We start from the raw sequence: 22,159 nt of genomic DNA, 5'->3' as shown, positions 1-22,159 counted from the left end.
CTCAATCCGTCCGCATGATCTGGCCGGGCAGCGCGCGGGGGTCGCGCTTGTCCCAGCGCCCGGCCTCCACCTGCGCGATGAACTCCGCGAGGTGCATGTTGAACCAGGCGGGTTCCTCCAGATTCAGCGTGTGGCCGGTCTTGGGAAAGACCGACAGGCCGCAGGCGGGGAGCGTCTTCTTGAGGAAGATGCCGGGCTGCAGGCAGTGGTCATCCTCATCGCCCACGATGACGAGGGTGGGGATGGGCATGGCGCGCAGCTCCTCCTCCAGATCCCAGAAGGAGGGCCGCCGCGCCTGCACGCCCCGCATGGTGAGCGAGGCGCCCACATCCGAATGCGTGGCCAGCCGGTCGGCGAATTCCCGCCAGCCGCGCGGGTCCTTGTTCTGGAACTGCACGCGGCTGGCGCCTTCGGCGTAGATGGGCGCGAAGGCGCGGGCGCCGTCGGTGGCGAAGCGGCGGGCCACTTCCAGGGAGACGCCGCGGAAATACTCCTCATGCTCCTTCTCGCAGCCATAGCCGGCGCCGGCGACGGTCAGCGACAGGGCACGTTCCGGCGCGCGCAGGCCGAAATGCACGGTCGCGAAGCCGCCCATGGAGAGGCCCACGATATGCGCCTTGGCGATGCCCAGCCCGTCCAGCACCGCCACCGCATCGGCCACCGCGATGGCCTGGGAATACTGCTCGACATCGCTCGGCACGTCCGACGGCGGGTAGCCGCGCGCGGCGTAGGTGATGCAGCGGTGCCGCCGCGCGAAATGGCGCATCTGCGGCTCCCAGCTCTCATGGTTGCCGCCGAATTCGTGGATGAAGAGGATGGGCGTGCCGGTGCCCGCTTCCTCGTAATGCAGGCTGATGCCGTCGGGCGTGGTGATGCGCGGCATGATGTGTCCCTCTCAGAATTGCGGCGTGAGGTCGTTGAGCGTGCGGGCAGTGGCGGCCAGGGCGGGCAGGCGATCGGCCAGCTTCTCCGCCCATTCGCCAGGGACGGAGGTGCTGATCTTCATGAAGCGATGCCCGAAGCGTGCCGTGTGGTAGCTGCCCTGGCGGATCATGATGCCCTCGCGCCGCGCCGCCTCCACCAGGGCCTCGGGGCGGATATTCGCGGCCTCGGTCTCCACCACCAGGAAGTTGCCGTGGCTCGGCCAGACGGGCACGGAGAAGCCCGGGATGCGAAGGGCGGCGTCACGGATCATGGCGTTGTTGGCGCGCGTGGTGGCGCGCACCTGAGCCATCCATTCGGGCTTCACGGCGAGGCCCGCCAGCGCCGCACGCTGCGCGATGACGCTGGCGCCGAGAACGCCCGTGGCCTGGTCCGCGAATTCCTCCAGCAGCGCCGCCGGCGCCACCAGCGCGCCGATGCGAAGCCCCGCGAGGCCCAGCCATTTGGAGAAGGACAGCGAGACGACGGCATGGTCCGGCGCCTCCAGCAGCGCCGGGTGGTGGCCATCGGCGAAGTCGCGATAGGTGCAGTCATGCACCAGCAGCGCGCCCACTTCCTTCGCGATGGCGGCGAAGGCGGCGATCTCGTCCCGCGTGTAGCAGATGCCGAGCGGGTTGTTGGGGTCCACGATGTAGATGACGCTGGTGCGCGCATCCACCGCCGCGCGCAGCGCCTCGGGCGTGAGGCGATACTGGCAGCCAGCGTCGTAGATCGGGATTTCCACCACCTCCGCCCCCGCCTGGCGCGCGAAGAGGCAGGGCCATTTCCACGTCGGGTCGGTGGTGACGAAGGTGGTGCCCGGCCGGCAGCGCGCGCGGCAGACCAGCGCCAGCGCGTTCACGCCGCCCTCCGTCACCAGGGCCTCCGCGCCGCGCACGCCGAGGTCGGCCAGGATGGCTTCCCGCAGCGCCTCGAAGCCCAGCGGCGGCGCGTAGGCGTTGAACTCCAGCCCGTCCACCGCCGCGTGCATGGCGCCCAGCACCGCGGGGTGGGCCGGGATGTGGTTTGTGTTCTGGCCCATCCAGGCCAGGCCCGGCGTGGCGCTGAGCGCGTCGAAATAGCGGTTGCGGGTGAGGGCGCCGGCCATCAGATGACGGAGCCGCGCGCCGAGATGCCGCCATCAATCGTCACCACCGTGCCCGTGATGTAGCCCGCGCGCGGAGAGGCCATGAAGGCGCAGAGATCCGCCGTCTCGCGCGCCGTGGCGGGGCGCTTGCCGGGGTATTTGGCGAAGAGCTCCTCCCAGCGCGCCTCGTCGCCCAGCATCTCGCGCGCCTTCACCTTCATGATCTTGAGCATGCGGTCGGTGGCGACGGGGCCGGGGTTGATGCCCACCACGCGGATGCCGTCATCCAGGCTGCGGCCACCGATGGCCTTGGTGAAGGACATCAGCGCCGCATTGCCGGTGGAGCCGGCGAAATAGCTGGCATCCCAGTTCTCGCCGGAGTTGCCGATGACGTTCACGATGACGCCGTCCCGCCCCTTCATGCGCGGGTAGAACAGGCGCGTCAGCGTGATGTAGCCGAAGACCTTCAGGTCGAAGCCCTGGCGCAGCGCGGCATCGGTCACGGCGTCGAGCGGCCCGGCCGGGATGTCGCCCGCATTATTGATCAGGATGGTGGCGTCCCGCGCGGCCTCGGCCAGCTGTTCCATGGCCGCGGTGGTCGAGAGGTCCAGCGCATGGGTGGTGACGCGCACGCCATGGGCGGCGCGCAGCTTGGCTGCCGCCTCATCCATGGCCGCGCCGTTGCGGGCGGCGAGGTGGAGGTGGCAGCCCTCCTCGGCCAGCACCTCGGCGCAGGCGAGGCCGATGCCCTTGGAAGCCCCGGTGATGAGGGCGGTCTTTCCCGCGAGATCAAGCTGCAAGGGGCGCTCCGTTATCCATGTTGTATGCATTGACTAGCAATATGCATACCAACATGGAGGCGGGCGTCAGTCGAGCCCCGCGATCAGGTCCAGCAGGTTCTCTCCCAGCAGGGTCAGGTGGGCGCGCATGGCGCGGTGGGCGGCCTCCGGGTCGCGGGCCAGGATGGCGGCCATGACCTCGGCATGCTCGCGCAGCGTGTCCTCCACCCGCGTGGGCATGTGCGTGACGCGACGGCGATAGGCGGCGACCCGGTTGCGCAGGCGGCGGGTTTCCTCGGCCAGGAAGGCGTTGTGTGCGGCCTCGTAGATGGCTTCGTGGAATTCGGCGTTGATGTCGTAGAAGGCGTCCGCCGTGTCGCCGGCGGCCTGCTCCAGCCGGGCATGGATGGCCTGGAGCGCCGCGTTCTGGGCGGGCGTGCTGCGCCGGGCGGCCAGCCGGGCGCAGAGCCCCTCCAGCTCTCCCATCACCTGGAACATCTCGATCAGCGTCTGGGCGGAGATGCTGCGGACCACGGCGCCCTGCCGGCCGCGCAGTTCCACCAGGCGCTCGCTCGCCAGCAGGCGGAACGCCTCGCGCACGGGGGTGCGGGAACAGCCGTGCCGGTCGGCGATTTCCTGTTCGTCCAGACGTGCGCCGGGGTCCAGCCGCCCGCCCGCGATGTCGTCGCGCAGGCGGCGGTAGAGGGTGTTGGCCAGGGTGCCGGCACCGGGGGCGGCGGGTGCCCTGCGCCCGGAAGCTGACCATTCTGCCTCGGGCATTGCCTGTTTCGCGCGCATTTGTGTGCGGGAGCCTCATTCATGTGTGCAAAGACGCCCGTCTTTGTATTCCAAATCGGCGCCGCTGTCGTGAAGATGTTTTAGAGCCTCATCCCGGGGCGCAGAAGGCAGGTCACGGATTGAACAACGCCCCTCTTCTCGAACTGCGTGGCCTCTCCAAGCGTTTCGGCGCGGTGCAGGCCCTGGAGGGCTTCGGCCTGGATGTGCAGCCAGGCGAGTTCGTGACCGTCGTCGGCCCCTCGGGCTGCGGCAAGAGCACGCTGTTCAACATCGTGGCGGGCCTCGACGAGCCCGATGATGGCGGCATCCTGCGCTTCAAGGGCCGCGGCTGCCATGCACGGGAATTGCTGGGACAGGTCTCCTTCATGCCGCAGCGCGATTTGCTGCTGCCCTGGCGCAACGTGGTGGACAACGCCATCCTCGCCAATGAGATCGAGGGCGCGAACCGGCGCGAGGCGCGGGCGAAGGCGCTGTCCATGCTGCCCGAATTCGGCCTGACGGGGTTCGAGAACCAGTATCCCCACCAGCTCTCCGGCGGCATGCGGCAGCGCGTGGCGCTGATGCGCACCTTCCTCTTCGAACGCGAGCTCATGCTGCTGGACGAGCCCTTCGGCGCGCTGGACGCGCTGACGCGCAGCATGATGCAGCGCTGGCTGCTGGATGTGTGGCAGCGCCACCGCCGCACCATCCTGTTCATCACGCATGACGTGGACGAGGCCATCTTCCTGGGCGACCGCGTGGTGGTGATGACCGCGCGGCCAGGGGCCGTGAAGCTGATGCGCGCGGTGGACCTGCCCCGCCCGCGCGCGCCGGAACTGCTCACCTCACCGGAATTCACGGCCATCAAGCGCGAGGTGCTCGACGCCATCGAGGAGGAAGCCATGAAGTCCTTCCTGACCGGCACGGCGGCCGCGCCATGACCGATGCGGAACGCGAGGCGCGCATCTCGCTCGCCGCCTGCTACCGGATGGTGGCGCGGCTGGGGCTGGATGACGTCATCTACAACCACATCTCGCTGCGCGTGCCGGGCGAGGACGGCGCCTTCCTGCTGAACCCCTATGGGATGCTGTTCAGCGAGATCACCGCTTCCTCCCTCGTGAAGATCGACACGCAGGGCCGCAAGCTCGCGCCCAGCCCGCATGAGGCGAATGTCGCGGCCTTCGTCATCCATGCCGCCATCCACAAGGCGCGGCACGACGCGGCCTGCGTGCTGCACGCGCATTCGGATGCGGCGGTGGCGGTGTCGGCGCAGCCGGGCGGGCTGCGCCCCCTCAGCCAGTTCGCCATGTGGTTCCACCAGCGCCAGGCCTTCCACGACTATGAGGGCGTCGCGATAGATCTGGACGAGCAGGAACGCCTGGTGCGCGACTTCGGCACGCATCCCGTCATGCTCATGCGCAACCACGGCACGCTGACCGTGGGGCGCACGCCGGGGGCGGCCTTCATGCTGCTCTACTACTTCGAGCGCGCGGCCCGCATCCAGCTGATGATGCAATCCTCCGGCCAGCCCATCATCGAGCCGGCGCCCGAAATCTGCGCCCGCGCCGCCGACCAGTTCTGGCAGCAGCAGGGCGACATCCTGGGCCCCGGCGAGCGCGAATGGCCCGCCTTCCTCCGCCTCCTCGACCGCGAGGAGCCAGGCTTCCGTGACTGACCCAACCCAAGCAGGAGAGAGCAGGATGAACAGGCGCCACCTTCTGGCCGCGACGGGCGCAGCCGCCGTCACCCCCTTCATCCGCCCCGCCGGGGCGCAGAACCTGGTGCGCGCCACGCTGCGCCTGAAATGGCTGACCCAGGCGCAGTTCGCGGGCTTCTACGTGGCGCTCCAGAAGGGCTATTACCGCGAGGCGGGCATAGACCTCACCATCAACCCCGGCGGGCCCAACCTGCTGACGGAAAACCTGGTCGCCTCGGGTGCCGACACCTTCGGCCTTTCGGGCGGCACGGACAGCGTCTTCGCGGCGCGCGAGCGCAACCTGCCCATCGTCTGCGCCGGCGTGATGCACCAGCAGACGCCCTTCGTCTTCGTGACGCGCGCCGATGGCCCCATCCGCACGCTGGCCGATTTCCGCGGCAAGACCATCACCACCTGGTTCACCGGCGCCAACTTCGTGCTGCTGGGTATGCTGGCGCAGGCCGGGCTCGGCCGTGGTGACTTCACCATGCAGCCGCAGCAGGTCAGCGTGCAGCCCTTCGTGGACCGGCAGGTGGATGTGGTGACGGCCACTCGCTACAACGAGTTCTTCACGCTGATGCAGCGCGTGGGCCGCGACAACCTGCGCAGCTTCGTCCCCGACGACCACGGCATCACCTTCCCGCGCGACACCGTCATCGTCAGCGAGCAGACGGCGCGCGACCGCCCGCAGATGGTCACCGCCTTCCTGCGCGCCACCATCCGCGGCTGGCGGGACGCGCTGCGCGACGGCAAGCTCGGCGTGGATTCCGTCATGTCCGTGGCGCCCACGCTGAACCGCCCCCACCAGGAATTCATGATGGAGGAGGCCGGCAAGCTGATGGTCGCCGGCGGCGCCGCGCAGAACGGGCTGTTCTGGATCGACCGGCCCGTGATCCAGGCCGCGCATGACTTCTTCCTGCGGCATGAGGTGATCAAGACGCCGCTCGACCTCGCCGCCGCCTACAATTCCAGCTTCCTGGAGGCGATCCCGCTGGCGGACCGCATGGCATGAAGTCCACGGCGATGGCGGCGCTCCGCCTGCTGGGCGGGGTGATCCTGGCCGGGTTGGTGTGGGAGGCGGTGGTGGTGGGCTTCGGCATCCGCCCGCATTTGCTGCCGCGCCTGTCGGACATCTTCGCCGCCATCGCCCTGACGCCCGGCGCCTATTGGGCCGGGCTGCAACGCACCGCCGCCGAGACGCTGATCGGCTTCGCCGCCGGCACGGCCGTGGGCATCATCAACGGGCTGGTCTTCTTCCGCGCGCCCCTGCTGCGCGACATGCTGCTGCCGGTCTTCGTCGTGTCGCAGACCATTCCCGTCATCGCCTTCGGCGCGCTGGTGGTGATGTGGTTCGGCAACACGCTGATGGCCAAGGCGGTGATCGCCTTCTACCTCACCTTCTTTCCCGTGACGGTGAACACGCTGCTCGGGCTGAACAGCGTGGACCCGCGCCAGGCGGCGCTGCTGCGCAGCTTCGGCGCCACGCCGCGGCAGATCCTGTTCCGCCTGCAATTGCCCATGGCCCTGCCGCAGATCTTCGTCGCACTTCGCCTCGGCGCCTCGCTCAGCCTGGTGGGCGCCATCGTGGGCGAATGGTTCGGCGACAACACCGGCATCGGCGTGCTGCTGCTCCAGGCCATGTACAATGAGAGCGTGGTGGCGCTCTGGGCCGCCATCCTCTGCGCGGCGCTGCTGGGCACGGGCTTCTACGCGCTGGTGGCTTGGGCCGAGCGGCGCATCGTGTTCTGGGGGGCGGAGCAATGAGGGCCTCCGCCACCGCGCGCGGCGTCTTCGGCGCCGTGCTGATCCTGGCGCTGTGGGAGGTCACCGCGCGCGGCTTCGCCCTGCCGGCCTACACCCTGCCGGCTGTGACGCAGATCCTGGGCGCGGTGTGGGAGCATCGGGCAGCCTTGCAGGCGGCGGCCCTCGTCACGGGCTTCGAGGCGGTGACGGGCTATGCCATCGGCGCCTTCGCCGGCATCGGCATGGCGACGCTGCTGGTGCTGGCGCGGCCCTTGCGCGCCGGCGTGCTGCCGCTGCTGCTGGCCATCAACTCCGTGCCGGTGGTGGCCTGGTCGCCGCTGGTGCTGCTGTGGTTCGGCGTGGGCGTCTCCTCCAAGATCGTGATGGTGGCGCTGGCGGTGGGCTTCACCATCTTCCTCAGCGCGCTGGCGGGCTTCGACCGGGTGGACCGGCGCAGCGTGGACCTGATGCGCAGCTTCGGCGCGGGGCGCCTCGGCATCTTCTGGCGGCTGCGCCTGCCGGCCGCGCTGCCGCTGATCGCGGCCGGGCTTCGCGTCGCCACCGTCCGCAGCCTGATCGTGGCCATCGTGACCGAGATGCTGGGCGCCTATGGGGGGCTGGGCTGGATCATCTACCAGTCCGTCACGCTGATTGATTTCGTGCAGGTCTGGGCGGCGATCCTGGTGGCCTCCGCGCTCAGCCTCGCCTTCTTCGGCGCGGTGGGCGCGCTGGAGCGGCGCTTCATCTTCTGGCGGTAGGCGTTTCATGCGGCAGATGCATCTCGGCCTGTTCCTGCTCGGCACCGGCAGCCATGTGGCGGGCTGGCGCATGCCGGGCGCCGTCACCAGCTTCCAGGACATCCGCGCCATCCAGGCCATGGCCGCCCAGGCCGAGCGCGGCTGCTTCGACCTGATCTTCATGGGCGACAACCTCTACGCCGACCCGGGCGCCCATCCCTCCTACACGGTGCGGCTGGAGCCGCTGACCATGCTCTCGGCCCTCGCCATGGTCACGAAGCATATCGGCCTCGGCGCCACCGTCGCCACCACCTACAGCGACCCCTGGAGCGTGGCCCGCGCCTTCGCCTCGCTGGACCATATCAGCGGCGGGCGGGCGGCGTGGAACGCGGTGACGGGGTCCTCCGCCCAGGCGGGGCCCAATTTCGGGCGGCTCCATCCCAACCACGCCGAACGCTACGCCATCGCCGCCGAATTCGTGGAGGTGGTGTGCGGCCTCTGGGATGGCTGGGAGGAGGATGCGCTGGTCGCGGACCGCGCCACGGGCCTCTATGTGGATCCGGCGAAGCTGCACAAGCTGAACCATGAGGGGCCGCATTTCTCCGTGCAGGGGCCGCTCAACATCGGCCGTTCGCCGCAGGGGCGGCCCGTGATCCTGCAGGCCGGCGGGTCCGATGCCGGGCTCGACCTCGCCGCGCGCACCGCCGATGTCGTCTTCGCCGTGGTGCAGGATTTCGAGGAGGCGCGCGCGCAATACGCCGCGCTGAAATCCCGCCTGCCCGCCCAGGGCCGCCGGGCGGAGGAGGTGGCGGTGCTGCCCGGCGTCATGCCCATCGTCGGCCGCACGGAGCGCGAGGCGCTGGACAAGCTGGCGCAGCTGCAATCCTTCATCAGCCCGACCAATGCGCTGCAGCTTCTGCAGGACCGGCTGGGCGTGGACCTGGCGGGCCGCGACATGGACGCGCCGCTGGGCGAGATGCCGCTCTTCGACGGCGGGCACGGCTTCGCGCGCGCCCTGCTGAACAAGGCGCGGCGCGACAACCTGACGCTGCGCGACATCTACAACCTGCTGGGCGCGGCGCGCGGCCACTGGGTGCTGTGCGGCGCGGCCGAGCATGTGGCGGACACCTTGCAGCACTGGTTCGAGAATGGCGCGGCGGACGGGTTCAACGTCATGCCCTCGCACTTCCCGGGCGGCATGGAGGATTTCGTGGAGCTGGTGGTGCCCATCCTCCAACGCCGCGGCCTGTTCCGCACGCGCTACGAGGGCACCACCCTGCGCGACCTGCTGGGGCTGCGGCGACCGGCGCGCGGCGAGGGGTGATTGCCGGGACGCCATGACCGGGCCCACCATGCGCCCACCGGATCATGGAGACCCCCGATGCCCGCTCTCGACCCCGAAATCCGCCTGGCCGCGTTGGAGGCGGTGGTGGCGCGGCTGCTGCTGGCCCAGGCCCGCCAGCACCCGGACCCCGCCGGCATGCTGGACCAGTTCGCCGGCGAGATGCGCCGCCACGCGGACATGCAGGATGATGCGGGGTTGGACGGCCTGGCGCTGGGGGCGGCGCTGTTGCAGCTCGTGACGCTGGCGAAGGAACGCCTGATCGCGGAGGGGGGACGGTAGCCGGCCGCCCCCCGAACCCGCGCCGCCCTCGCCCTATTCGGGCTGCGCGCCGGAGATGCGGACCATCTCGCCCCAGATCGGCCGCTCCCGATCCAGCCTTTCCTGAAGCGCCTCGGGCGTGGTGCCGAGCAGCCGCGCGCCCATCCCGATGACCCGCTGCTGCAACGCCGTATCCGAGAAGGCGGCGCGGACTTCCTCGGAAAGCCGGTCTATCACCGCACGCGGCGTGCCGGCCGGCGCGGCCCACATGTGCCAGGGCCCGTAGGAGAGGCCGGAGAAGCCGGCCTCGGCCATGGTCGGCACATCGGGCAGGGCCGGCCAGCGCTCCTGCGTGGTGACGGCGAGCGGGCGGATGCGGTTGTCCTGGATCACGCCCACATAGGAGGCGAGGTTGTCCACCGCGATCTGGATATCGCCCGAGAGCATGGCGGGGATGGTCTGCGCCGCGCCCCGGAAGGTGACGTGCTCGGCCCGCAGCCCCGCCTGGGCCATGAGATAGGCGCCGGAGAGATGGATGGTGGTGCCCACGCCCGAGGACCCGAAGCTGACCCCCTGCGGCCTTTCCCGCGCCCAGGCGATGAACTCGGCCAGGGTGCGCGCCGGCACGTGCTGCGCCGGCACGGCGGCGACATTGGGCAGGTCCCACATCGCGCTGATCCAGGCGAAATCCCGCTGCGGATCATAGGGCAGGCGGCGGAACAGCAGCGGGTTGATCAGCAGGTTGTGCATGCTGACCGTGCCGATGGTGTAGCCATCGGGGGTGGCGCGCGCGATGGCCTCGGTGCCGATATTGCCGGACGCGCCCGAGCGCGTCTCGACATAGAAGCTCTGGCCCAGCCTGTTCTGCATCTGCTCGCAGGCCAGCCGTGTCATCACGTCGAGCGAGCCGCCCGGCGGGAAACCCACGATCACGCGGACAGGCCGGTTGGGCCAAGGCCGTTGCGCCAGGGCCGGCGCGGCAAGGGGAAGGGTCGCTGACGCGGCGATGAGCCGACGGCGTTGCAGCATCTTGGTTTTCCTCCGGGTGGCCTCCCGCCATCATGTCGCGGGCGGGAGTTGCCGAGGAAAGCTTAGGCGGGCCCCGTCCGGCGGGGCAACCACGGCGGGCGTCAGCGTCCCGTGAAGCGTGGCGGCCGCTTGTCGAGCTTGGCGCGCCTTCCCTCGGCGTAATCCTCGCTCGCATAGCAACGGTCGGCCCAGGCCTGGGCACGCGCCAGGTCGGGCGGGCCGTCGCGGCGGGCCAGTTCCCGGAAGGCGATCTTCGCCGCCGCGAGGCTGAGCGGCGCATTCGTCGCCAACTCCTCCGCCATGGCCTTCGCCTCTTCCCGCAGCGCCGCGCGGTCTGGCAGGACGCGGTGCGCCAGGCCGAGGCGCCGGATATCCTCCGCGCCGTGGCGGCGGCCCAGCAGCACCATCTCGCGCGCCGCCGCCTCGCCGATCACGTCGAGCAGCTTCACGATGTCCTCGGCGCGGTAGGGCAGGCCGAGCTTCACGGCCGGCACGCCCATGGTGGCCTCCGCGCTGCACAGGCGCAGATCGCACATCAGCGCGATCTCCATGCCCGCGCCCAGGCAATGGCCGTGGATGGCGGCGATGGCGGGCTTCGTCAGCTCGCGCAGGCGCGCGGCGACCACGTGCTGCAATTCGTTGTAGCGCGCGGCGGCGTCTGGGTCGGCGCGCAGCGTCTCGAATTCGCTGATGTCGTTGCCGGTGCAGAAGGCGCGGTCGCCCGCGCCTTCCAGCAGCAGCACGCGCGCGGCGGGGTCGGCCTCCACCCGCGCCAGCGCCTCGGCCAGTTCGCGCCACATCGCGGCGGTGATGGCGTTGAGGCGGCGTGGATGGTCGAAGGTCAGGCGCGCGATGCCGTCCTCGACATCGAGCCGTATGCGGGCCTCGTTCATGGGGCGTGCTCCATCAGGGGGTGTGCGCCGCCTGCCGGGGCCCGGGCAGGGTGACGACCAGGTTGCCATTCGCCTCGACCGAGGCCACGGCGCCGGGCGGCAGCACCAGGGTGGACATGCCGTCTTCCACCAGGGCGGGCCCTTGCAGGCGGGCGCCGGCTACGAGCCCCGCGCGGGCATGGACGGGCACGGGCACCAGTCTCCCCTCGATGCGGAGCCCACGCTCGCCCACCGGCGTCGGCGCGGCCGCGAGGCCGGGCTCCAGGGCAGTTCCTGGCGGCTTCGCGCTGACCGAGACGCGGATGTTCACGAACTCGATCCCCTGCACCGGCGGGCGGCGCGTGAAGATCGCGTCATAGGCCGCGAGGAAGGCGTCACGCAGGGGCGCGAGCGAGGCGGCGTCATAAGGCCCGGGCGGCAGGGCCGCCACGATCTCGTAGCCCTGCCCGGCGAAGCGCATGTCCGCGCCGCGGCGCACCTCGCGCGGGACATCGGGGCCGAGCGTGGCCGCGACCACGGCGCCGGCCTCCTCCTCCAGGCGCTGGAAGGCGGCCTCCAGCGCCTCGGGCGGAAGCTGGTCCAGCCTGCGCGCCAGCGTCGCCACCCGGTCCACCCGCGCGGGCGCCAGCAGCAGGCCGAGTGCCGAGGCCACGCCGGCCGCGGGCGGGCAGACCACGCGCCGGATGCCCAGGCGCCGCGCCACCTCGCAACCATGCAGCGGCCCGCCGCCGCCCGTGACCAGCAGCGCGAAGTCGCGCGCGTCGCGGCCATGCTCGGCCACATGCACCCGTGCGGCGGCGGCCATCGTCTCGTTCACGACGGCATGGATGCCGGCAGCGGTCTCCGTCGTGGCGAGGCCGCCCTGCGTCGCCACCTCGCCCACCGCGCGCTCGGCGGCGCCGGCGTCGAGGCGCATGGTCCCGCCGGCGAAGCCCTCCGCGTCCAGCAGGCCGAGCAGCAGGTTGCCATCGGTCACGGTGGGCGCGGTGCCGCCGCGCGCGTAGCAGGCCGGCCCAGGCTCGGACCCCGCGCTGCGCGGGCCCACCTTCAGCAGGCCCAGCGCGTCCAGCCGCGCGATGCTGCCCCCACCGGCCCCGATCTCGATGAGTTCCACGGTCGAGATGGCCAGTGGCAGGCCGCTGCCCCGGGTGAAGCGCCGCTCCCGCCCCGCCTCGAAGCGGTGCGCGACCAGCGGCTCGCCCCCCTGCACCACGCAGAGCTTGGCGGTGGTGCCGCCCATGTCGAAGGCCAGCAGGTCCCGCAGGCCCGAGCGCGCGCCGAACACCGCCGCCGCCAGCGCCCCCGCCGCCGGGCCGCTCTCCAGCAGCTGGACGGGCACGCGCTGCGCCTCTTCCAGATGCGTGAGGCCGCCATTGGACAGCATCATGAACAGCGGCGCGCGCAGCCCCAGCTCCCGCAGATCGGTCGAGAGGCGGCCGAGATAGGCATCGGCCAGCGGCTTGATGTAGGCATTGGCGACGGTGGTGGAGGTGCGGTCGTATTCCCGGATCTGCGGCGCGACCTCGCTGGAGAGCGAGACCGGCAGCCCCGGATGCGCCTCGGCCAGGATCCGCCCCGCCGCCTGTTCATGCGCGGGGTTCGCATAGGCGTGCAGGAAGACGACCGCGAGGGATTCCACCCCCTTGTCCACCAGCCGCGCCGCCGCGGCGCGCAGGCTGCCGCCATCGAGCGGCTGTTCGATGCCGCCATCGGGGCCGATGCGCTCGATCGCCTCCTCGCGCAGGCTGCGGCGGACGAGCGGTTCCGGCAGGGGCAGATGCAGGTCGTAGAGTTCGTATTTCCGCTCATGCCCGATTTCGAGCGTGTCGCGGAAACCGGCCGTCGTGATCAGCCCGGTGCGCGCGCCCCGCCGCTCGATCAGCGCATTGGTGAACAGCGTGGTGGCGTGGACGATGCGCCCCACATCGGCGCAGGCCAACCCCTCGCGCGCGAAGAGCCGCGCGATGCCCGTCACCACGCCGCGCGCGGGGTTGTCCGGAGTGGTCAGTTCCTTATGGGCGTGGAAGCGGCCCGTGCGCTGGTCCAGCACCACCACATCCGTGAAGGTGCCGCCGATGTCCACGGCGAGGGCGAGATGCGGGGCCCTCATGCGACGAAGCCATCCTCGATGTCGGCGGCGATCGCCGCGGGGTCGCGCTCGGCGGGCGGGCCGAAGCCGCCGCCGCCCGGTGTGCGAAGCTCGACCGTGTCGCCCGGCGCCAGGATGTGCTGGCGCTTGGGGTCCACCGGCACGCCATTGACCAGCACCGCGCCGGGCGCGCCGGCCTCCCCGCCCGCGAGCCCCGGGGCGGCGGCCTCGATGCGGGTGCGCTCGGCCATGAAGGTGACGGCGACGGGGCCCGCCGCGCGGTTCTCGAACAGCCATTCCTGCCCGGTGCCGCCACGGTGCCGGCCCCGCCCGCCCGTGCCGGCGCGCAGCCGGCGGTGGCGCACATGGAAGGGGTTGTGCTGCTCGATCATCTCGACGGGCGCGGCCGAGACGTTGCTCGGCCAGGAGAGGACGTTGGGCCCGTCGCGCAGGGCGGAGGCGCCGTAGCCGCCATTCATGAAGAAGTGGTTCGCGGTGGTGCTGCCATCCGCGCGCTGGCCGGCGAAGTTCAGGCTCCAGAGGGGCGAACCCACGCCCGCGATGACGCGCTCCGGAATGGCCTGGGCCAACGCGGACAGGATCAGCGGCGGCAGGAAATGTCCGGTCAGCGCGCGGTTGGCGCCGGCCGCCGGCGGCGTCGAGTTCAGGATGCAGCCGCGCGGCGCCTCCACCGTCACAGGCCGGAACGCGCCCTCATTGTTGGGCACCTCCGGGCAGAGCGCCGCCTTCAGGGCGAAGGCGGTGTAGGCGAAGGTGTAGGAGAGGCAGACATTGATGCCGCGCGGCACCTGCGCGTCGGTGCCCGTGTAATCCGCCACGATGTCCTCGCCCCGCTTGTGCAGCGCCAGCACGAGGCGGATGGGCTGTTCGAGGCCGTCGGTCAGCACCTCGGCGCGGTAGGTTCCGTCCGGCACCTCGCGGATGGCCGCGCGCATGGCCCGTTCGGAGCGCGACTGGATCTCGGTGGCGAGCGCGCCCAGGTCGTCCAGCCCGTATTCGTCCATCAGCGCCAGCAGCCGGCGCTCCATCAGCTCCAGCGCGGTGAACTGGGCGAAGAGGTCGCCCATCACCTGGTCGGGCACGCGCGTGTTCTTGCGCAGCATGCGCGCGAAGGTGTCGTCCAGCACGCCCGCACGTACGGCCTTGAGCGGCGGGATCTGCAGGCCTTCCTCGAACACCTCGCGGCTTTCGGCGGTGCGGATGCGCCCGCCGATGTCCGGCGCATGCGCGGCCGAACCCGCGAAGGCGACGAGGCGGCCCTGGCGGAAGATGGGGCGCGCCACCGTGATGTCGGGCAGGTGGCCTGTCCCCATCCAGATGTCGTTGGTCAGCAGCACATCGCCCGGCGCCAGCGTTTCGGCCGGGTATTCGTCGAGGAAGTGCCGCATGGTGCGCGGCACGGTGCAGAGGAAGGAGGGCACGCCATCCGTCGCCTGCACCAGCGAACGGCCCTGCGCGTCGGCCAGCACGCAGGCGAAGTCGTGGGATTCGCGCACGATCGTCGAGAAGGAGGTGCGCAGCAGCGCCGCGGCCGCCTCGTCCACCGACGAGGCGAGGCGGGTCCAGAGCAGTTCGAGCAGGACGGGATCGAAGGCCCGCGGCGCCGTAGCCATGCCTCAGTTCACCCTGATGTTGGCGGTCTGGATCACGCGCGTCCATTTGCGCGTCTCCTCCGCGAAGAAGCGGCGGCTCTCCTCGACCGAGAGGCCGCGCTTGATGGCGCCGAGCTGCCGCAGCCGGTCCTGGATGGCGGGTTCGTTCAGCACCGCCACCGTGTCGGCGTTCAGGCGCTGGAGCAGCGGCGCGGGCACGCTGGCGGGGGCGGCCAGCGTCATCCAGGCGGTCGCCACATAGTCGGGCAGGCCCGCCTGCGTCGCGGGCGGCACGCCGGGCAGCGCGTCCACCGCCTCGGCCGAGGTGACGGCCAGCGCCCGCACGCTGCCCGCGCGGGCCAGGGGCGGCACGGTCGGCACGTTCTCGAACATGAGCTGGATGCTGCCGGCCATCAGGTCGGTCAGGGCGGCGGAGCTGCCGCGATAGGGCACATGCGTCATCTGCACGCCGGCCACCTGCATGAACAACTCGCCCGCCATGTGGGTGGAACTGCCGCTGCCGGCCGAGCCGAAGGTGAGCGCACCGGGCCGCGCCCGCGCCAGCGCGATCAGCTCCTGGAGGTTCTGCGCCGGCACCGAAGGGTGGACGATGAGCGCGTTGGGCATCTCGGCCAGCACCGTAACGGGTGCGAGATCGGTGTCCGGGTTGTAGGGCAGGCGGGCGTAGATCGAGCTGGCGGCGTGGATGCCGATGGTGCCCAGCAGCAGGGTGTGGCCATCACCCGCCGCACGCGCCACCTGCTCCGCGCCGATATTGCCGCCCGCGCCGGGGCGGTTTTCCACCAGCACGGGCTGGCCCCATTTGGCCGAGAGGCGCTCCCCCACCAGGCGGGCCAGCACATCGGCCGTGCCCCCGGCGGCGAAGGGCACCACGATGCGCACCGGCCGCGTGGGGAAGGCCGCCGTCTGGGCGGAAGGCGCGCCCAGCGGCGCGGCGCCGAGCGATGTGGCAAGCGGCAGGAGTGCGAGGCTGCGTCTACGCATGATGTTCATCCTTCCCTGTTCTGGTCCGAAAGCGGTGATGCCGGTGGGGCGCCGCAGGGCGCCGTCACGGGCCGTAGGGCGTGGCGTCGGTGACATGGCCGGAGGCGAGGTCGGCCGCGCGCGCGCCCGCCTCTCGCAGGCCAGGGTCGCCATGGCCGCCGCCGCCCGGCGTGGCGAGCAGCACCGTCTCGCCCCGTTGCAGGACGTATTGGCGCTTGGGGTCCACCTTCTCGCCATTGATGCGCAGCATGCCGGGCGCGCCGGCCTGCCCGCCCTCGATGCCGAAGGCGGGGAAGATGGTGCGCTCGGCCAGGAAGGAGACGGCGATGGGCGTGTCGGAGCGGCTCTCGATCAGGATTTCCTGGCCGAGCCCGCCCCGGTGCCGCCCCGGCCCGCCGCTGTCGGGGCGCAGCCGCTTGTGGTGGATGCGCAGGGGCGCGATGTGCTCGCTGATCTCGACCGGCGTCGAGGAGACGTTGGAGGGCCAGGAGAGGCAGGAAATGCCATCCCCATGCACGTTCCCGCCCATGCCCCCGTTGAAGAAGAACATGTTCGCATAGGGCTTGCCGGCCGCGTTCACGCCCGACTGGTTCATGCCCCACATGGGCGAGCCGCAGGCGGCCATCACGCGCTCGGGCACCACCTGGCCCAGGCAGCCGAAGACCAGCATGGGCAGGTAATGCCCGATCAGCATGCGCGAGCCGCCCGAGGCCGGGAAGACCGGGTTCACGATGCAGCCCTCGGGCGCCTTCACCGAGATGGGGCGCCAGGCACCCTCATTGTTGGGCAAGGTGGGGGTGGTGCAGACCTTCACCCCGTACATCGTCATGGCATAGGTGTAGCAGAGCGCGCAGTTGATCGCGCGGTCCACCTGCGGGTCGGTGCCGCTGTAGTCCACCTCGATGCGGTCGCCCGCGATGGTGAGCGCCATGCGCAGCGTCACGGGCTTGTCCAGCAGCCCGTCGGTCTGCAGGGCGCTGTGGTAGGTGCCGTCCGGCAGGGCGGCGATGGCCGCGCGCATCGCGTTCTCGCAGCGCGCCTGCACCTCCCGCGCCAGGTCCGACAGGTCGTGCAGCCCGGCCTGCTCCATCAGGACGTGCAGCCTCTCCTCCATCAGGTCGAGGGCCACGACCTGCGCCCAGAGGTCGCCCATGGTCTGTTCGGGCGTGCGGACGTTCTTGCGGATGATCGCGACCAGCGTCTCGTCCGGCTCACCCGCGCGGAGCAGCTTCATGGGCGGGATCTGCAACCCCTCCTCGAACACCTCGCGCGGCTCGGGGCTGCGGATCTTGCCGCCGATGTCCGGCGCGTGCGCGGTGGAGGCGCTGAACGCCACCAGCCGGCCCTCGCGGAAGATGGGCTTGGCCACCGTGATGTCGGGCAGGTGGCCGGTGCCGAGCCAGATGTCGTTCGTGATCAGCACGTCGCCCGGGCGCAGCGCCTCGGCGGGGAAGAAGCGCAGGAAGTGCTTCACCGTCTCGGGCAGGGTGCCGATGAAGCTCGGGATGCTCTCGGTCGCCTGCACGAGCGACTGGCCCTGGGCATCCGTGACCACGCAGGAGAAGTCATAGCTCTCGCGCACCAGCGTCGAGAAGGAGGTGCGGACCAGCGCCGCTGCCGCCTCGTCCACCAGCGAGATCAGGCGGCGCCAGAGCAGTTCGAGTTCGACCGCGTCGAAGCTGCGGGGGGTGTGTTCCATGTCGGGCATCCTCAGCTCAGCCGCTCGGCCAGGATCGAAAGGTCGGGCAGGACGCTGATCCGCGCGTCGGGGCCCACGACGAAGGTGCTTTCGTCCTCCTCGAAGACCGCGGGTCCGGGCAGTTGCGTGCCAGCGGCCAGGGCGTAGCGGTCATAGACGGGGGTCTCGACCATCCCCTCCGCCTCCGGGAAATGCACGGGGCGGCGGCCCTTCAGCGCGGTGTCCGCCGCGTGGGTCTGCAGGCGCAGGGCCGAGCCCGCGCCCGGCATGGGTGCCGCCAGCGACAGGCGCAGCGCCACGAACTGCGCCGCGGCGCCGGGCGGCGTGCGGCCGAACAGGCGGCGATAGGCGGCCTCGAACGCCGCGAGCACCCCTTGCTCCGACAGCGGCTCGGGCAGCGCGATCGTGATCTCGGAGCCCTGGCCCACATAGCGCATGTCGGCCAGGCGGCGGGTGGTGCGCCGGTCCATATCGGCGCCGCTCGCGCGGATGATCCCGGCAGCCTCCGCCTCCAGCGCGGCCAGCAGCCGTTGTGCCTCGGCCCAGTCCGCCGCCGCGACCGGCTGGTTGAAGGAGGCCACGCGGTCCACGCGCGCGGGCGCCATCAGCATGCCGATGGTGCTGCCCACCCCGGCGCCGGGCGGGCAGATGACCCGCCCGATGCCGAGCTTCCCGCCCACCTGCCAGGCATGCACCGGCGCGGCCCCGCCGGTGGCCAGCAGCGCGTAGTCGCGCGGGACGCGCCCGCGCTCGGCGATGGCGACGCGCGCCGCCCCCGCCATGTTCTCGTTCACCACGTCATGCACGCCGAAGGCCGCGCGCGATGCATCGAGCCCGATGCGCCCCGCCAGCGCGCCCAGCGCCTCGGTGGCCGTGTTGGCGTCGATGCGCATGGCCCCGCCCAGGAAGAAATCGCCGTTGAGATAGCCGAGGGCGAGATCGGCGTCGGTCACGGTGGGTTCGGTGCCGCCCCTTCCGTAGCAGACGGGGCCGGGCTGCGCGCCCGCGCTTTCGGGGCCCACATGCAGCGTGCCGAGCTCGCTGCGCCGCGCGATCGAGCCGCCGCCGGCGCCAATCTCGATCAGCTCCACGGTGGCGATCTGGATGGGCAGGCCGCTGCCGCGCAGGAAGCGCTTGGTGCGCGCCGCCTCGAAGCCCCAGGCGACCAGCGGCTCCCCTTCATCCACCAGGGCGAGCTTCGCGGTGGTGCCGCCCATGTCGAAGGCGAGCACCCGGTCCAGCCCCGCCTGGCGGCCGAACCAGGCGCCGGCCAGCGCGCCGGCCGCGGGGCCGCTCTCCAGCAGCTGCACCGGGGCGCGCTTGGCCTCCGCCACATGGGTCAAGCCGCCGCTGGACAGCATGAGGAACAGCTCGCCCGGGATGCCGGCGCGCTTCAGCTCCGCCTCCAGCCGGTCGAGATAGGTCTCGGCCAGCGGGCGCACATAGGCATTGGCGACGGTGGTGACGGTGCGCGGATATTCCCTGATCTCGGGCGCGATATCGGCCGAGAGCGAGAGGGAAAGCCCCGGGAAGCGCGCCGCGATGGCCGCCTCCGCCGCGCGTTCGTGCACGGGGTTCGCGTAGGCGTGCAGGAAGCAGACCGCGAGGCTGGTGACGCCCTGGCTGACCAGCAGCGCCACCTCCTCCAGCAGCGCGTCCACATCGAGCGGCACCTCCACGCTGCCGTCGGGCGCCAGGCGCTCGCGCGCCTCGCGCCGCCAGGGGCGGGGCACGAGGGGCTGTGGCATCTCCAGGAACAGGTCGTAGAGCTCGTATTTCCGCTCGCGCCCGATCTCCAGCACATCGGCGAAGCCCGCGGTGGTCAGCAGCCCGGTGGGGGCGCCCTTGCGCTCGATCAGGGCGTTGGTGAACAGCGTCGTCGCGTGCACCACGCGGCCCACGCGGCCGGGCGCCACGCCGGCCTTCTCCAGCAGCCGGGCCACGCCCGTCATGGCCCCGCGGGCGGGTTCGTCAGGCGTGGTGCTCTCCTTCCAGATGACGATGCGGCCATCGGAAGGGTCGAGCAGGACGAGGTCGGTGAAGGTGCCACCGATGTCGATGCCGAGGGAAAGTGACGCTGTCATGAACTTCCATATCCTTGCGCGCATGGCGCCTTGCTGGGCACGGGGGCCCCGTCTTGGCCGCGGTTCAGTCGCTGCGGATGGCGTTGGCCTCGATCACCTGCCGCCAGCGCTCGCGGTCGCGGCGGATGCGGGAAGCGAAGGCGGGGCCCGCCTCGGGCAGCGGTTCGAGGCCGCGCTGCCGCAGGGTGTTCGCGGTCTGCGCGTCGCGCAGCACCACGTCGAAGAGGTCGGCGAGGCCGGTCCGGACATCGGCCGGCAGCCCCGCGGGGCCCACCAGTCCGAACCAGTTGGTGATGTCGAGCTGCGGGACGCGGGCGGCGAGGGGGACGAGATCGGGCGCCATGGCGCTGGGCTGCGCGGCCGTGATGCCGATGGCCTTGAGCTGCCCCGCGCGGAGCTGGCCCGCGACCTCGGCGAGGTTCGCCACCATCACATCCACCCGCCCCGCCGTCACGTCGAGCACGGCGGGCGCGCCGCCGCGATAGGGCACATGCGTCATCCGCACGCCCAGCACCCCCGCCAGCAGGGCGCCCGCCAGGTGGTTGATCGAGCCGGTGCCGCCCGAGGCATAGGTGGCCGCGCCGTCACGGCCCCGCGCGAAGCCGGCCAGGCCGTCGAGGTCGGCGAAGGGGGCATCGGGCCGCGCCACCAGCGCCATGGGCGTGCCGGCGAGGTTGGAGACCGGCACCAGCTCCCGGTCCAGGTCGAAGGGCACCGCCACCCCGGGCATGACGGGTGCCACGGACATGTTGCCCATGATGGCGCTGGCCAGGGTGTAGCCGTCGGGCGCCGCCCGGGCCGCGCCCTGGGCCGCGATGAAGCCATAGGCGCCGCTGCGCACCTCGGGCACGGTCGCGACGCCGCGCAGGCGGAGCATGCCCTCGGCGACGATGCGGATCACGATGTCCACGGCCCCGCCGGGCGGGAAGCCGATCAGCAGCCGGACGGGCTGGCTGGGCGTCCAGGCGGCGCGTGCCGGCAGGGCGGCCGCGGTGCCGAAGCCCGCGGCGAGCAGCATTCGGCGTGAGGTGATGGCGTCGGTCATGCGCAATTCCTTCCGTGGGCCATGACCGGCGTTGCCCTTCCCCTTGAGCGCATGGCCGCCCGCGTCCAGCGCGGGTCATGTCCATGCTGCATGATGTCTTTCTGTCCGAGACCGTTAAGCAGGAGCGTAAGGGCAGGAATGTCCTGCTCGCTACTGAAAAGCCGTCATGTTTCCATGAGGGTATGGAATGAAGTGACCGGAGACGCGCCATGCATCGCCACACGCCTCCCACCCATTGGCTGCGGGCCTTCGAGGCCTGCGCGCGCCATCTGAGCGTCTCGCGCGCGGCCGAGGAGCTGTCCCTGACCCAGAGCGCGGTGAGCCGACAGCTGGCCGCGCTGGAGGGCCAGCTTGGCCTGCGCCTGTTCCAGCGGGTGCGGCAGCGCCTGGTGCTGACCGCCGCGGCCGCCAGCTATGCGCCGGAGGTGAGTGCTGCGCTGGCGCGCATTGACAGCGCGACGCAGGAGGTGCTGGCGCATCGCGGCGCGGGCGGCACGCTGAACCTGGTCGTCTCGCCCACCTTCGGCGCGAGGTGGCTGATGCCGCGCATGCCGCGCTTCCAGGCGCGGCATCGGCTGGTCGTGGTGAATATCCGCAACCACACCACATTGCCGCGGCCGCTGGATTTCGCGGGCGAGGGGGTTCACGCCGCCATCTACATGGGCGCGGTGCCGCGCGCGGGCGTCACGCTGCACCCGCTGGTGCGGGATGTGCGGGTGCCCATCTGCGCGCCGGCGCTGCTGGCCGGGGGCGGGCTGCCGGCGCCCGCGGCGCTGGTCCGCCACACCCTGCTCCAGCAGACCACGAGGCCCCGCGCCTGGCTGCATTGGCTGCAGGCGCATGGCGTGACGGGCGTGGATGGGCTGCGCGGCCCGCAATACCAGCACCACGCCATGGTGGCGGAAGCGGCGGCGGCCGGGCTGGGGGTGGCGCTGATGCCGCGCTTCCTGGTGGAGCCGGAGCTGGCGGCGGGGCGGCTTGTGGTCCCCTTCGACCTGCCGCTGGATGATGGCGAGGCCTATAGCCTGGCCTATCCGGAGGGGGCGGCGGGACATCCCGTGCTGCGCGCCTTCCGCGACTGGCTGCTCGGGGAGGTGGCGGACGCCAGCGGATAACCAGCCTGTACCGATGGCCGGGACAGGACTCGGCCGAGGGCCAAGCGTGCGGCGCTGCTACCTATGTGCTTCCGAGGCTTTCGCCGCCTGGCCGCGATGCGCTGTAAGTGCTTGAAAGGATGGTGGGCGCGACAGGGATTGAACCTGTGACCCCTGCCGTGTGAAGGCAGTGCTCTCCCGCTGAGCTACGCGCCCATCCGTGGCCGCTCCTTTGCGGCGAAGGCGGCGATCTGTCAAGCGCGGT

Annotated in this window: 20 protein-coding genes and 1 tRNA gene; 8 read left to right on the top strand and 13 right to left on the bottom strand. The window is 71.4% G+C overall.

Features of this window, described 5'->3' with window-relative positions:
• Position 1: 1 nt before the first annotated feature.
• The 4 genes from ICW72_RS10465 to ICW72_RS10450 form a co-directional block, all read right to left on the bottom strand.
• Positions 2-883, bottom strand: coding sequence for an alpha/beta fold hydrolase (locus ICW72_RS10465; RefSeq protein WP_191082652.1), 882 nt, complete (start codon positions 881-883; stop codon positions 2-4).
• 12 nt (positions 884-895) lie between these two features.
• Positions 896-2,029, bottom strand: coding sequence for a pyridoxal phosphate-dependent aminotransferase (locus ICW72_RS10460; RefSeq protein ID WP_191082651.1), 1,134 nt, complete (start codon positions 2,027-2,029; stop codon positions 896-898).
• Positions 2,029-2,808 carry an SDR family oxidoreductase gene (locus ICW72_RS10455; protein WP_191082650.1) on the bottom strand — a complete coding sequence of 260 codons (780 nt, stop codon included), beginning with the start codon at positions 2,806-2,808 and terminating at the stop codon, positions 2,029-2,031. The genes ICW72_RS10460 and ICW72_RS10455 overlap by 1 nt, the downstream gene beginning before the upstream one ends.
• Before the next feature lie 66 nt (positions 2,809-2,874).
• Positions 2,875-3,585: a GntR family transcriptional regulator gene (locus tag ICW72_RS10450; protein ID WP_223880522.1), complete on the bottom strand. Its 711-nt coding sequence runs from the start codon at positions 3,583-3,585 to the stop codon at positions 2,875-2,877.
• 119 nt (positions 3,586-3,704) lie between these two features.
• On the opposite strand from ICW72_RS10450, the gene ICW72_RS10445 reads away from it, so the two are divergent.
• Genes ICW72_RS10445 through ICW72_RS10415 form a run of 7 tightly spaced genes read left to right on the top strand, consistent with a single transcriptional unit; the run spans position 3,705 to position 9,364 of the window.
• Positions 3,705-4,505 carry an ABC transporter ATP-binding protein gene (locus tag ICW72_RS10445; protein WP_191082649.1) on the top strand — a complete coding sequence of 267 codons (801 nt, stop codon included), beginning with the start codon at positions 3,705-3,707 and terminating at the stop codon, positions 4,503-4,505.
• Positions 4,502-5,239: a class II aldolase/adducin family protein gene (locus ICW72_RS10440; protein WP_191082648.1), complete on the top strand. Its 738-nt coding sequence runs from the start codon at positions 4,502-4,504 to the stop codon at positions 5,237-5,239. The genes ICW72_RS10445 and ICW72_RS10440 overlap by 4 nt, the downstream gene beginning before the upstream one ends.
• Positions 5,240-5,264: 25 nt before the next feature.
• Positions 5,265-6,272 (top strand): ABC transporter substrate-binding protein, encoded by a 1,008-nt coding sequence (locus ICW72_RS10435; protein ID WP_191082647.1) that lies wholly within the window; start codon positions 5,265-5,267, stop codon positions 6,270-6,272.
• On the top strand, positions 6,269-7,024 hold the full coding sequence (locus ICW72_RS10430) for an ABC transporter permease (protein WP_191082646.1): 756 nt from the start codon (positions 6,269-6,271) through the stop codon (positions 7,022-7,024). Before ICW72_RS10435 ends, ICW72_RS10430 begins: the two co-directional genes overlap by 4 nt.
• Entirely contained in the window at positions 7,021-7,761 is a 741-nt protein-coding gene (locus ICW72_RS10425) for an ABC transporter permease (protein ID WP_191082645.1), read from the top strand. Before ICW72_RS10430 ends, ICW72_RS10425 begins: the two co-directional genes overlap by 4 nt.
• A 7-nt stretch (positions 7,762-7,768) precedes the next feature.
• Positions 7,769-9,064, top strand: a complete 1,296-nt coding sequence (locus ICW72_RS10420; protein WP_191082644.1) for an LLM class flavin-dependent oxidoreductase — start codon at positions 7,769-7,771, stop codon at positions 9,062-9,064.
• Between the two features lie 57 nt (positions 9,065-9,121).
• A complete protein-coding gene (locus ICW72_RS10415) occupies positions 9,122-9,364 on the top strand; it encodes a hypothetical protein (protein ID WP_191082643.1) in 243 nt (80 codons plus the stop codon).
• A 33-nt stretch (positions 9,365-9,397) separates the two neighbouring features.
• Here the strand turns inward: ICW72_RS10415 and ICW72_RS10410 are convergent, their stop codons facing one another.
• The 8 genes from ICW72_RS10410 to ICW72_RS10375 form a co-directional block, all read right to left on the bottom strand.
• On the bottom strand, positions 9,398-10,372 hold the full coding sequence (locus tag ICW72_RS10410) for a Bug family tripartite tricarboxylate transporter substrate binding protein (protein ID WP_191082642.1): 975 nt from the start codon (positions 10,370-10,372) through the stop codon (positions 9,398-9,400).
• Positions 10,373-10,473: 101 nt separating this feature from the next.
• Positions 10,474-11,265, bottom strand: coding sequence for an enoyl-CoA hydratase-related protein (locus tag ICW72_RS10405; protein ID WP_191082641.1), 792 nt, complete (start codon positions 11,263-11,265; stop codon positions 10,474-10,476).
• Between the two features lie 13 nt (positions 11,266-11,278).
• The gene (locus tag ICW72_RS10400) at positions 11,279-13,375 is read right to left on the bottom strand and encodes a hydantoinase/oxoprolinase family protein (RefSeq protein WP_191082640.1); all 2,097 of its coding nucleotides are present in this window, start codon (positions 13,373-13,375) and stop codon (positions 11,279-11,281) included.
• Complete coding sequence (locus tag ICW72_RS10395; protein WP_191082639.1) at positions 13,372-14,988, bottom strand: hydantoinase B/oxoprolinase family protein; 1,617 nt, start codon at positions 14,986-14,988, stop codon at positions 13,372-13,374. The genes ICW72_RS10400 and ICW72_RS10395 overlap by 4 nt, the downstream gene beginning before the upstream one ends.
• Before the next feature lie 3 nt (positions 14,989-14,991).
• Positions 14,992-15,972, bottom strand: a complete 981-nt coding sequence (locus ICW72_RS10390) for a Bug family tripartite tricarboxylate transporter substrate binding protein (RefSeq protein WP_191082638.1) — start codon at positions 15,970-15,972, stop codon at positions 14,992-14,994.
• Between the two features lie 64 nt (positions 15,973-16,036).
• Positions 16,037-17,671 (bottom strand): hydantoinase B/oxoprolinase family protein, encoded by a 1,635-nt coding sequence (locus tag ICW72_RS10385; protein WP_223880521.1) that lies wholly within the window; start codon positions 17,669-17,671, stop codon positions 16,037-16,039.
• 11 nt (positions 17,672-17,682) lie between these two features.
• Entirely contained in the window at positions 17,683-19,755 is a 2,073-nt protein-coding gene (locus tag ICW72_RS10380; protein WP_223880520.1) for a hydantoinase/oxoprolinase family protein, read from the bottom strand.
• 64 nt (positions 19,756-19,819) lie between these two features.
• Positions 19,820-20,800: a Bug family tripartite tricarboxylate transporter substrate binding protein gene (locus ICW72_RS10375; protein WP_191082635.1), complete on the bottom strand. Its 981-nt coding sequence runs from the start codon at positions 20,798-20,800 to the stop codon at positions 19,820-19,822.
• 209 nt (positions 20,801-21,009) lie between these two features.
• Between ICW72_RS10375 and ICW72_RS10370 the strand changes: the two genes are divergently transcribed.
• On the top strand, positions 21,010-21,915 hold the full coding sequence (locus tag ICW72_RS10370; protein WP_191082634.1) for a LysR substrate-binding domain-containing protein: 906 nt from the start codon (positions 21,010-21,012) through the stop codon (positions 21,913-21,915).
• A gap of 120 nt (positions 21,916-22,035) precedes the next feature.
• On the opposite strand, the gene ICW72_RS10365 is transcribed toward ICW72_RS10370, so the two are convergent.
• Positions 22,036-22,110: transfer RNA gene (locus ICW72_RS10365), tRNA-Val, on the bottom strand.
• Between the last annotated feature and the right edge of the window lie 49 nt (positions 22,111-22,159).

This window comes from Roseococcus microcysteis, assembly GCF_014764365.1.
GTDB classification, from domain to species: domain Bacteria; phylum Pseudomonadota; class Alphaproteobacteria; order Acetobacterales; family Acetobacteraceae; genus Roseococcus; species Roseococcus microcysteis.
The sequence above is the reverse complement of the archived record's forward strand: the minus strand, read 5'-3'. Positions and strand labels throughout refer to the sequence as shown.